Raw genomic sequence first — 10,910 nt, 5'->3', positions numbered from 1 at the left:
AGCTAACCCAAGTTTTCGCGCTCAAACTAGCTGAGGCACGACACTGCAGCCACGCGACCTCTCGCGCTCACGATCTGTGAGGCACGACTTACCCTTCGCGCTCAGTTTGACATGAGGCACTACGCCCGCAACATATGCTTCCATCGGGCCGGACACCTGTACTCGGCTCGATTTTCCTATAACCACCATGATTGGCTCTCCTTGTCTCCAAAATGAATGGAGTACAAGTCCAACACGGTCCAATGATTATGCCGATAGTTTCTGCCCAACACCCGCATGAATCCGGCGATCTGTCACAGGTATCGGCATAACCCACACCTCGGCATAACACGAGATATGCGGATGTCGGCATATCACCTGGGACATCACGAAGTTGGCGGGCCCAGTCAAGGGCATCTACTACGACGCCTATGTGATGCTGGATATCTTCTCTCGGATGATTGTTGGCTGTGTCGTTCATGCCCGCGAATCTGCTGGTCTGGGGGAGGAATTTATGCAAACCGTGTTTGGCGTCTATGGGATTCCCAAGGTGGTGCACGCGGATCGGGGTTCGTCGATGACCTCAAAACCCGTGGCCGCGCTGTTATCGGATCTGCAGGTGGTCAAATCGCATTCTCGACCAAAGGTTTCCAACGATAATCCCTACTCAGAATCGGTTTTCAAGACACTGAAATACCTACCCGAGTTCCCGGAACGCTTCGGCTCACTGGAGCATGCCAGAGCGTTTATGGCCGACTTTGTCGAAGCCTATAACCATGAACACCGGCATTCCGGCCTCGGATTTCATACCCCAGCCGAGAGGGTGTCAGATTGTTTGTGTACAGAGTTATCGATGAGAGGACATGATGATGACCATGACAGATGATCGTGTTGATCAGCCTGGTGGGGCTGATGTTGTTGCGCAGTTGAAGGCCAGTGGCGCCTTGGACGAGCTTTTCGCTCGGATCGACGCCGGTGAGATCGAGCTGACCGGCAACGGTGGAGTGATTCCTGAACTGATCAAGGAAGCACTCGAACGGGGCCTGCAGGCTGAGATGACCTCGCATCTGGGTTACGGGCCTGGTGACCGGGAGGCTAAAGCCGTCACGGACCGGCCGGTCAATGCCCGTAATGGCTCGTATTCCAAGACGGTCGCCAGCGAGGTCGGCGATATCGAGCTGACGGTGCCTAGGGATCGTGACGGGTCGTTCACCCCGCGTCTGGTGCCTAAGGGCTCGCGCCGGCTGGGCGGGCTGGATGAGATGATCATCAGCTTGTATGCCGGTGGAATGACGATCCGCGATATCCAGCATCACCTGGCTGTCACGATCGGCACGGAGCTGTCTCACGAGACGATCGCCAATATCACCGACGCCGTGCTGGAAGCCGTTGTGGAATGGCAGAACCGGCCGTTAGAAGAGTTCTACCCCGTGATCTACCTCGATGCGATTCGGGTTAAGGTCCGCGATGGTGGGCATGTGCGGTCAAAAGCGGCACACATCGCTGTCGGCGTCGATATGGACGGCATCAAGCACGTCCTGGGTATCTGGGTCCAGGACACCGAAGGCGCCGCGTTTTGGGCCCATGTCTGTGCCGAGCTTGCCAACCGCGGGATCCGCGATGTGCTCATCGTCTGCTGTGACGGGCTGACCGGCTTGCCAGAGGCTATCGAAGCGACCTGGCCGGACTCGCTTGTCCAGACGTGCGTGGTGCACCTGATCCGGGCAGCGAACCGGTTCGTCACCTACGGCGATCGCAAGGCGGTTTCACAGGCTTTGAAGGCCATCTACACCGCAAGCAACGAGGATACTGCCAAGGCTGCCCTGGAGGATTTCGCAGCTTCTGAACTCGGTCAGAAATACCCGTCAGCGGTCGCGACCTGGACAAACGCCTGGGAGCGTTTCGTGCCGTTTTTGGCGTTCCCGCCAGCGCTGCGGCGGGTGATCTATACGACGAATGCGATCGAGTCATTGAACTATCAGCTGCGCAAGGTCACGAAGAACCGCACTCAGTTCCCCACCGACGACGCGGTGGTGAAACTCTTGTGGCTAGCGACCTGCACGATCGAGGACAAACGCGCACGCCAACGAGCCAAGGAACGCGGCAAACCCGCCAGCCAGCGCAAAGCCGCCGGCAGACTCGTCGAAGGACAAGTCACCACGAACTGGAAACAGGCACTAGCCCAACTCGCGGCAGCCTACCCCGACCGAATGAACCCATACCTGTAAACCCAACCCCCGTACACAACAGAATTGACAACCTCTGGCGAATCTTTATGGATCGCCACTGCCACCCCTCACGAGAAAGGCATATCAAGTTGAAAATGGAACTTACTCACGATACTCCGAATACCGGATCCGACACGAGATCCAAAACACTCTTCAAGATTCTCCTGATCGGCCTTCTCATAGCCGGTCTTGGCATGACATCCGCCCCCACAGCTTTAGCGCAATCTCAGACCAATACAGCACCTACTGCCACGGAGCAGCACTCGGATGATGCGCAAACCGACGAACTAGTAGCCGAACCCCAGATCGCGTGGGGTGCAGTCATTCGAATCTTTACTTCGAAACCAGCCTGTGAAGCAGCACGGGTGGCGTATAACGCCATGTTCCCTGATTTCCACACCTTGGAATGCCAACGAAGCGGTAGCGCTTGGTACTTGGTGCGCGCATGACTACCAACATCGGAGCCGACACCAGTTCTGTAAGAATCAAGGAATGGCAGACTCAGGCGCGCCAGTTTATCAACACCCAGAAGTACATCGAAGTGCTTCCTACGGCGCCGGAAGAGAACCCATGGGCACCAGCATCACTGAATCGAATGGAGGTTGCGTTTCTCGAAAGTTGGGGCAATCGTCCCAATGATCTGAGCAGCGAGATGCGCACTTACTATGAATGGTTTCTGGGTGAAGGTCTCGTCCGACTGTTTGGTGGCACCTGGGTATATCTGCCCGGGCATCTCATCAACGCGAAAGAGACAGAGGGTGGTTACGGCGTCCAATACGATGGCGCTGAGCACATCGACGTGGTAACCAGCTTGCTTCCTATGGCACTTGACGTGTCGCAGGGATCATGGTGGAGCGCGACCTTCCGCATCACCGCACAGCAACTCGAACGGGACTACCCGGACCCGTAGCATCTCCCGGTTCTGCAAAAAACGTGCCCCGCCGCCCGCCAGCAACTCGTGGACTTCTAATGCTAGGAGTCCACGAGTTACTGAGTGGTCGGTCCAGTAGCGCAGGACCAGCTATGCAGCCAAGGCGAATCGACCCTTCGCCCACTTCTCCACGATCTGTGCCATGTCATCAGCATGCGTGTCGTCGTAGCTCCAGGGTTGGTTGAACTGCAGCAAGTTGGGATGCTCCAACTCCAGGTGCGGAAGCTTCTCCTCCCGGATCCGGACGACAAGGTATCCCGCATCCAGCAACGCCTGGGTTTTTATCGGCGTCTCGCTCGAATGATCCCTTCTTGCTGTGCCAGTACTCGCCGTCATACTCGACCACAATTCGGGTGTCTGAGTTTCCTAGCTGGCCGAGGAAGTCGACCTCCATGTACGTTTTCTTACGCCAGAATAACCGCAGCTTTCGTTTGGCGTTGGGCAAGCCAAGCGGGCCGCTAGTGAGACGCTCGCGGAGATCAGCTTCGATGTTGGACGCGCGCCGGGAGGAACACTCTGGGCAGCCCTGCCCATAGTAGACGCCTGTTCGCTGGGCAGGTGTTGCCTTCCAGATGTGCTCCTTGTTGTCAGGGCATTCCCACCAGCGCTTCTTCTGGCTAGAACCGCGTGTCACGTCCGTCGGTTTGTCGTCACCGTTCAAGGTCGGATGCCACTGGGCTGCGATCACTGGGTCAGTGGTCTCCAGGTCATTAAAGCCAATCAAGATTCGCTTATTTGAGCAGTAAGGGCACCCAGTTCCCTTGCCGTTGGACCTGTTGCCAATTGTGCAATCGTAGGAATGCCCTTTACTGCACTTCCACCAAGCCTTTTTGTGGCTGTGCGGTGAGACGGTTGTCGGATGTAGCCCGATCTTGTTGTTCTTTTCGTAGTCCCACTCTGGAAGCAGGTCAGGTCGCTTTGTTTCCAGGTCGTTGAACCCTTTGAGGAGTTTCTGATTCGAGCAGTAGTAACAGCCTCCACCTCGGCTCCTGCGATAGACATGCATTTTGAAATCATGCCCCAGATCGCATGTCCACCAGAACTTTGTCTTGCTGCCCATAGTTACGGTGTCGGGAGTACGGCCGCCGTTCTTCTTGGTATTCCACTGCTTGGCCAAATCAGGGCGCAGGGTCTCCAGGTCATTAAACCCAGGCCACGCCTTGCTGCCCGTACAATATGGGCACTTAGTGCCCTTCCGAGTTCGATTCGAAGGGGTGGCTTTCCAGGTATGGCCGTGCTCTAGACAACGCCACCAATAGTTTTTCGTAGTCCCAGGGATGACATCACAGGCTCTTGTGTCACCATTCCATGTCGGGTGCCATTCTTTAGCAATCTCAGGGAACCTCAGCTCAAGGTCGTTGAATCCTGGCAACGCTTTTCGGCCAGCGCAATACGGGCACCCCGCGCCCTTGACCCGTGAAATCACATAGGCAGCCCACGCGTGTCCGTGCTCTGTGCACTTCCACCACGCTTTTAGTGCGGCACCTATATAGCATTCGCTAGCTGGAAAGCCATTTCTCTCCTCGTCCCACTCTGCGGCGACATCGGGGCAATGTCCCTCCAGATTGGGGTGCGTCCCCTTTTTGCCTCTTGGCACTGGTTTGCATTCCTCTCTATCCTGTAGAACTACACAGTGCCGGCGGCATGAGAAAACCCCCGACGCAGTATTGCTGCTTCGGGGGTTTAGTTTGGGGAGTTAAATCTCCTGGTCGATGTCAAGGTCGTATACCGTCATGCCGGCATTATCCATCCAGTCACCATCACCACCCGGGGTGATCAGGAAAACCCACTTTTCCGGGTCTTCCTTCGGCGGAACGGGATTGAAGTAACCGTCGGTGACGCAAACTACGGCGTCGTAGTCGTGGTTGAGTTCGTCCTCGAGGTATCGTTCCACGTCAACGATAGACGTGCCTCCGCCTCCACGGAAGGTATCGCCTGGCTGGAACGGGTAGCACTCACTGTCGAAGGCCACCCAGACAATTTCCAAGTCCTCCTCTTCTCCCACCAAGTCAGCGATGTAGTTCAGCACAGAGGTCTGCATGGAACCAGAGGTATCCACAGCAATCACAACCTTCTGTGTCTCTTCGTCTCCTACGCGTCCAAGACGAATATCCCACCAGATCGCAGTGCGAAGCTCGAGACGCTCTCCTGGGACAAGCCGCGTGTGCAGCGCCTCCTGGAGGTACTGCTTCCAGAACTCCACCTTCCGCGTCTCCGTGGCCTTACCACGAAGCTGGTTGGCACCGATGTCACCCCACATAGATGAGTAATTCCTAATTGCCGTTGCGGTGCGGTGGGATGTTCATGCTCGGATAGTTCGTCGTGCTTGAGGCGGTGGGGCCTGTTAAAGCGGGTTGGAGGGTGTTAAGCATATGTTGTGAACAAACAACTCAACACCCTCCTGATAACACTGTACGTTTTTATCACCGATAAAGTCATCCCGGCCTATGATCCACCGGTTCGGCGTGGCCGCAAACACCAGCTCACGGATGCCGAGCTGTTGTGTTTGGCAGTGGCCCAGCACCTGACTCGAGGAGAGTCCTCGGAAGCCAAATGGGTCCGCTACGCCCGAGAACATCTGCGCGATATGTTTCCGTATATCCCCTTGCAATCTGGATATAACAAACGGATCCGGGCCGCTTTTGGGCTCATCCAGACCACCCTGGTGGCCTTGGCCAAAGACACCGACACCTGGCACGAGGTGCTGCGTCTGTTGGATGCCACCCCGATCCCGTGTGGCCGGTCCAAACAAACCGTGCAACGCTCAGGATTAGCCGGCCATGCCGGTTACGGATTTAGTGCGGCACATAACGAATACTTCTGGGGCATGCGCCTGGTATTGATCAGCACCCCCGACGGGATGCCGGTCATCTGGGGGCTGGGCAATCCCAAACTGGGCGAACGCGCCATCACTCAAACCCTGCTGGATGGCAGCCGCCACTTACTGACCGAGGGCCAAGTGATCCTGGGCGATAAAGGCTTCTCCGGCAAGGCCTTTGAAACCTTCATCACCGACGACTTGCACGCCAGGCTGCTGTGGCCAGACCGCAAAGACGAAACCCCACGATTCGGTAATCTTGGTGGCATCCGCCAATGGATCGAATCCATCTCCGACACGCTCAAAGGCCAACTGGGCTTAGAACACCACGGTGCCCGCACCATCCAGGGACTCTTAGCCAAAATCGGGGCCAAACTGCTGGCCATGGCCGCCGGCATCTGGCACAACTGGAAAATCGGAGCACCCAACAAACGATCCCTGATCGCTTATGACCACTAAAATCAATAGGAATTAATCATCTAGGCGTTCTTCAGCGCGTCGGCGACCACGCCCAGGCCTTCACGCAATAGGTCTTCATCAATCACCAGTGGAGGCAGGAACCGCAGGACATTACCGTAAGTCCCGCAGGTCAGGGTTACCACACCCTGCTTGCCGGCCTCGGCGGCCACCTTCTTGGCCAGGGGTGCATCCGGCTGCTTGGTCTGCGGGTGCACCAGCTCAAGAGCCATCATCGCCCCGCGACCACGGATCTCACCGATCCGCGGATTATCGAAGAACGCGGTGATGATCTCCTCGATCCGTTGTGCCTTGGCGGCCAGCTGTTCCTCGTCGTACACCTCGATCGCGGCCAGCGCTGCTGCCACGGCCGGTGGGTTCCCACCGTATGTGCCGCCCAGACCACCGGCGTGGACCGAATCCATGATCTCCGCCCGACCGGTCACCGCCGACAGCGGCATGCCCCCGGCAATACCCTTGGCCATGGTGATCAGGTCCGGCTCAATCCCTTCGATCTCCGAGGCAAACATCGCCCCGGTGCGGGCAAAACCGGTCTGCACCTCATCGGCAATAAACACAATGCCGTGGTCCCGACACCACTGCACGATCCGAGGCAAAAAGCCCTCGGCCGGCACAATGAATCCGCCCTCACCCTGGACCGGTTCCATTATCACCGCGGCCAGATTCTTCGCGCCCACTTGGGTCTCCAGACGTGCGATAGCCTGCTCGGCCGCCTGGGCGCCATCGAGTCCATCCCGATACGGATAAGACCCGGCCACACGGTAGACCTCCGGGGCGAACGGGCCGAACGAATCCTTATAGGGCATATTCTTCGCCGTCAGCGCCATGGTCAGCGTGGTGCGACCGTGATAGGCGTGATCAAACGCCGCCACCGCCTGACGGCCGGTGTGCGCCCGGGCAATCTTGACCGCGTTCTCCACCGCCTCAGCACCGGAATTGAGCAACACCGTCCGAGTCTGTCCCGCAATCGGCACCAGCTGGTCCAGTTTCTCCGCCAGCTGCACATACCCCTCATACGGAGTCACCATAAAACAGGTGTGGGTGAAGTGGGCGACCTGATCTTGCACGGCGCGAACCACTTTCGGATGCGCAGCACCCACCGAGGTCACCGCAATACCGGCGCCCAAGTCGATCAAGCGGTTGCCGTCAACGTCTTCAATGATTCCGCCAAAGGCTTGCGCAGCGAACGTCGGGGTCGATGAGGCCACAGCAGGTGAGACGTACTGAGCCTGACGGGCAGCTAATTCTTTCGCCTTCGGACCGGGCAACTCGGTCACCAGATGACGGGACTGTTCAACAGACATAACACTTCCTTTCCGTGATGTGGTACTGGTTTTGTGTCTATTGTCACCCCGGGTAGCTATGCATGTCTAATAGATCCCGAACATATCAATTATGCTTAGCGTGCATGACTGGTCTTGATCTGTCCCATGTCCACGCATTTGTCGCCGTGGCCGATGCCGGCTCGGTCTCCGAGGCCGCCGACCAGCTATCGATCACCCAGCCGGCTCTGACGCGCCGGTTGCAGAAATTACAACGCGACCATGAGATTCAGCTGTTGGAACGCCGTGGCCCAGGCTTGGCGCTCACCTCAGCGGGTCGGGCTTTCCTGCCCACCGCCCGTCACCTGTTAAGAGAACACGATCAGGCCGGACATCATCTGGCCTATCTGCGTGACGGCACTCTTCGCGAGTTGTCCGTGGTCGCCCCGGGCACCACACTGATCGACATCATCATTCCGTTTGTGGCCACCCTCGGCCCGGATCGCCCGCGCACCTCGGTCACCGAAGCCGCCCTGGATTTACGCATCCGTGAGGCGGTGGAAACCCACGACGTGGTGATCTTCCCGGCCGAACCCGATGACACTGTCACCAGTACCGAGTTGCTGAACCTGCCGGTCTGGGCCCATGTGGCAAGCACCCATCGGTGGGCCTCGCGCACCGAGATTGAGCTGGCCGAACTGACCGAAGAATCCCTGTCGGTCCCCACCCGGAATTTCGCCGCTCGCCGGAAACTCGACGCCGCCTTGGAACTGGAGAACCTCGTGCTCCACCAGGTACAAGAGACCAACTCGGGACAGGTCGCCCAAGCCCTGGTCGCCACCGGCGGTGGTGTCGCGGTCGTCACCGATGACCCAGCCTTCGGGCTGAAACCGTTGCGGATCATCCACCGGGGCCAACCGTTGTCGATGGAATTGTGTGCCATGGTGAAACCCGATCATTATGCCCGCCGAGAGATCGCAGAATTCGTTCACCAATTAGCCGTGTTCTGCACACAGAAATACCCTTCGCTAGACTGAACACCTGTGAGCACCCCTTCAGATACCCGTGACCAGCGCCAGGTGCGTCGCAATAAGCGCGCAGAACTTCTGCAGGCCGGGGTTCCGGCCTATCCGCACCAGGTGCCTCGCACGCATACCCTGGAATACATTCGCGACCACTACAGCGACTTGGAAGCCGGTGCCGAAACCGGCCAGATCGTCTCGGTCGCCGGTCGCGTCGTCTTCCAGCGCAACTCCGGCAAGCTGTGCTTTGCGGCGTTGCAGGAAGGCGGATCTGACGGATCCGGTGTGCGCCTGCAAGTGATGCTCTCCCAAGCTAGAGTCGGCGCAGAAGCGCTGGCTGATTATAAGCACCTGGTCGATCTGGGCGATCACCTCGCGGTCACCGGTGAGATCATCTCCTCTCGCCGCGGGGAACTGTCGATTATGGTTGACACCTGGCAGATGGCCTCGAAGGCACTGAACCCTCTGCCGGTACTCTTCGCCGACCTGAACGAAGAGACCCGAGTCCGCCAGCGTTACGCGGATCTGATCGTGCGCCCCGAAGCCCGCGAAATGGTGCACAAACGGGCGGCGATTACCCGCGCGGTGCGCCGGACGCTTGAAGATGCCGACTACACCGAGATCGAAACGCCCATCTTGCAACTGGTCCACGGTGGCGCCCAGGCTCGCCCCTTCGAAACCCATCTGAACGCTTTTGATCAAAACATGACCCTGCGCATCGCCACCGAGCTCTACCTCAAGCGTGCTGTGGTCGGTGGTATCGATCGGGTTTTTGAGATCGGAAAGGTCTTCCGCAACGAAGGTGTCGACTCGACCCACTCCCCGGAATTCACCACCGTCGAGGCCTATGAGGCCTACTCCGATATGTATGGAATGGCCGAACGGATTAAGACCATCATCCTGCGTGCCGTGGACGCCGTCGGTCTGGGCCACCACATCGAGACCCCACGTGGTACTGCCGATCTGTCAGGCGACTGGAACTGGATCGAGGTCTACCCCGGCCTGTCTGAGGCCGTCGGTCAGCAGATCACCCCCGATACCGATGTGGCGACCTTGCGTGAGATCGCCGAAAAACACCAGGTCTCCATCGATGAGAAGTGGGACGCGGAGAAGCTGGTGATTGAACTCTTCGGTGAGATCGTCGAACCCACACTGATCAATCCCACCTTCGTCTATCACTACCCGCCCTCGGCCCAGCCACTGGCCTCCCCCCACCCGGAAGAGCCCCGCGTTATCGAAGCATGGGACCTGATTATCGGCGGGACCGAGATCGGCACGGCCTTTTCGGAGCTGATCGACCCGGTGATTCAGCGCGAACGCTTGACCGCCCAATCCTTGGCAGCTGCAGCCGGTGATGAAGAAGCCATGCAACTCGACGAGGATTTCCTGCGCGCCTTGGAATATGGTGCGCCCCCCATGGGTGGCTTGGGTATGGGCATTGATCGATTGGTCATGTTACTGACCGGTGCGGGAATTCGAGAGACAATTTTGTTCCCTCTGCTGAAACCTGAGGCCTAAAAATGGAAACTTTCTGGGAGTATTTCTCAGTTCTGGCCCCGTCGATCGGGGTGGGGCTGATTTTTTGGCTCGTCATGCATTCATTATTTCGTGGCGACGCCAAGGAACGCTCTGCCAAAGCGCGCGCTGAAGAAGAAGAGGCCCAGGAGTGGGCACGTGCTAAGGCTGAGAAATCCGATACCGGGCAGAACTGAGCCAGTCTTCGTCACGCCTGTCCTGGGAACGATATTCCATGTGAATGCGGTGAAATATTAGACATAAATTACTTTTCAAGGTTTATCCAGAGCAATAACTGCTCTAGACTTATTCTCAACAGCTGTCAAACACCATTTACGGCGAATTGAGGATACAAATGGCACGCAAAACCGAAGTTGTTTTGATCGATGATTTAGATGGTTCACCGGCCGATGAGACCTTAATCTTCGGATTTGACGGTCGCCATTATCAAATTGATCTGTCGAAAGAGAATGCCGACGCTTTCCGAAAATTGCTGAAGCCCTATATCCGCAAAGCGGAATCGATTGCGCCACCGGCTCCTGGAAATGAAGCAGCAAAAATTCGGGAATGGGCCAGAAAGAACGGTTATAACGTCTCCCGTCGTGGTCGCCTCCATCGGGATATTGAAGAGGCCTACCGGAACGCGCATAAACGTTAGGTTCCCCCACACGCGAACAG

At 57.5% G+C, this 10,910-nt stretch carries 11 protein-coding genes and 1 pseudogene; 9 read left to right on the top strand and 3 right to left on the bottom strand.

Going from position 1 to position 10,910, the window contains the following annotated elements:
- Positions 1–355: 355 nt before the first annotated feature.
- From DCC25_RS10115 to DCC25_RS10100, 4 genes and pseudogenes are all read left to right on the top strand, one after another.
- Positions 356–853: pseudogene (locus DCC25_RS10115) on the top strand (transposase); the annotation flags it as partial.
- 1 nt (position 854) lies between these two features.
- Positions 855–2,207: an IS256 family transposase gene (locus tag DCC25_RS10110; RefSeq protein ID WP_110101587.1), complete on the top strand. Its 1,353-nt coding sequence runs from the start codon at positions 855–857 to the stop codon at positions 2,205–2,207.
- Between the two features lie 194 nt (positions 2,208–2,401).
- Complete coding sequence (locus DCC25_RS10105) at positions 2,402–2,656, top strand: hypothetical protein (RefSeq protein WP_146206454.1); 255 nt, start codon at positions 2,402–2,404, stop codon at positions 2,654–2,656.
- Complete coding sequence (locus DCC25_RS10100; protein WP_110101579.1) at positions 2,653–3,117, top strand: hypothetical protein; 465 nt, start codon at positions 2,653–2,655, stop codon at positions 3,115–3,117. The genes DCC25_RS10105 and DCC25_RS10100 overlap by 4 nt, the downstream gene beginning before the upstream one ends.
- Positions 3,118–3,286: 169 nt before the next feature.
- On the opposite strand, the gene DCC25_RS10095 is transcribed toward DCC25_RS10100, so the two are convergent.
- Both DCC25_RS10095 and DCC25_RS10090 read right to left on the bottom strand, forming a co-directional pair.
- Positions 3,287–4,735 carry a zinc-ribbon domain-containing protein gene (locus DCC25_RS10095; RefSeq protein ID WP_110101578.1) on the bottom strand — a complete coding sequence of 483 codons (1,449 nt, stop codon included), beginning with the start codon at positions 4,733–4,735 and terminating at the stop codon, positions 3,287–3,289.
- Between the two features lie 99 nt (positions 4,736–4,834).
- Positions 4,835–5,398 carry a hypothetical protein gene (locus DCC25_RS10090; protein WP_110099950.1) on the bottom strand — a complete coding sequence of 188 codons (564 nt, stop codon included), beginning with the start codon at positions 5,396–5,398 and terminating at the stop codon, positions 4,835–4,837.
- A 117-nt stretch (positions 5,399–5,515) separates the two neighbouring features.
- On the opposite strand from DCC25_RS10090, the gene DCC25_RS10085 reads away from it, so the two are divergent.
- The gene (locus DCC25_RS10085; RefSeq protein WP_110101577.1) at positions 5,516–6,415 is read left to right on the top strand and encodes an IS982 family transposase; all 900 of its coding nucleotides are present in this window, start codon (positions 5,516–5,518) and stop codon (positions 6,413–6,415) included.
- A gap of 20 nt (positions 6,416–6,435) precedes the next feature.
- On the opposite strand, the gene gabT is transcribed toward DCC25_RS10085, so the two are convergent.
- Positions 6,436–7,737: a 4-aminobutyrate--2-oxoglutarate transaminase gene (gene gabT / locus DCC25_RS10080; protein ID WP_110101576.1), complete on the bottom strand. Its 1,302-nt coding sequence runs from the start codon at positions 7,735–7,737 to the stop codon at positions 6,436–6,438.
- A 104-nt stretch (positions 7,738–7,841) separates the two neighbouring features.
- Here gabT and DCC25_RS10075 point away from each other — a divergent pair, with 104 nt between their 5' ends.
- From DCC25_RS10075 to DCC25_RS10060, 4 genes are all read left to right on the top strand, one after another.
- Positions 7,842–8,732, top strand: a complete 891-nt coding sequence (locus DCC25_RS10075) for a LysR family transcriptional regulator (RefSeq protein WP_158278403.1) — start codon at positions 7,842–7,844, stop codon at positions 8,730–8,732.
- 6 nt (positions 8,733–8,738) lie between these two features.
- The gene (gene lysS / locus DCC25_RS10070) at positions 8,739–10,235 is read left to right on the top strand and encodes a lysine--tRNA ligase (protein ID WP_110101574.1); all 1,497 of its coding nucleotides are present in this window, start codon (positions 8,739–8,741) and stop codon (positions 10,233–10,235) included.
- A gap of 2 nt (positions 10,236–10,237) precedes the next feature.
- Positions 10,238–10,429 carry a hypothetical protein gene (locus DCC25_RS10065; protein ID WP_110099955.1) on the top strand — a complete coding sequence of 64 codons (192 nt, stop codon included), beginning with the start codon at positions 10,238–10,240 and terminating at the stop codon, positions 10,427–10,429.
- A 158-nt stretch (positions 10,430–10,587) separates the two neighbouring features.
- Positions 10,588–10,890 (top strand): Lsr2 family protein, encoded by a 303-nt coding sequence (locus DCC25_RS10060; protein WP_110099956.1) that lies wholly within the window; start codon positions 10,588–10,590, stop codon positions 10,888–10,890.
- The last annotated feature ends 20 nt before the right edge of the window (positions 10,891–10,910 follow it).

This window comes from Auritidibacter sp. NML120636, from assembly GCF_003185945.1.
GTDB lineage: Bacteria > Actinomycetota > Actinomycetes > Actinomycetales > Micrococcaceae > Auritidibacter > Auritidibacter ignavus.
Note: the sequence above shows the minus strand (reverse complement) of the source record. Positions and strands in the feature narration are given on the sequence as shown.

Bases quoted from the DNA above. Each gene is read 5' to 3' on its own strand.
- DCC25_RS10110 (WP_110101587.1), top strand. From the start codon at position 855: ATGACAGATGATCGTGTTGATCAGCCTGGTGGGGCTGATGTTGTTGCG.
- DCC25_RS10105 (WP_146206454.1), top strand. From the start codon at position 2,402: ATGACATCCGCCCCCACAGCTTTAGCGCAATCTCAGACCAATACAGCA.
- DCC25_RS10100 (WP_110101579.1), top strand. From the start codon at position 2,653: ATGACTACCAACATCGGAGCCGACACCAGTTCTGTAAGAATCAAGGAA.
- DCC25_RS10090 (WP_110099950.1), bottom strand. From the start codon at position 5,398: ATGTGGGGTGACATCGGTGCCAACCAGCTTCGTGGTAAGGCCACGGAG.
- gabT (WP_110101576.1), bottom strand. From the start codon at position 7,737: ATGTCTGTTGAACAGTCCCGTCATCTGGTGACCGAGTTGCCCGGTCCG.
- DCC25_RS10075 (WP_158278403.1), top strand. From the start codon at position 7,842: ATGACTGGTCTTGATCTGTCCCATGTCCACGCATTTGTCGCCGTGGCC.
- DCC25_RS10065 (WP_110099955.1), top strand. From the start codon at position 10,238: ATGGAAACTTTCTGGGAGTATTTCTCAGTTCTGGCCCCGTCGATCGGG.
- DCC25_RS10060 (WP_110099956.1), top strand. From the start codon at position 10,588: ATGGCACGCAAAACCGAAGTTGTTTTGATCGATGATTTAGATGGTTCA.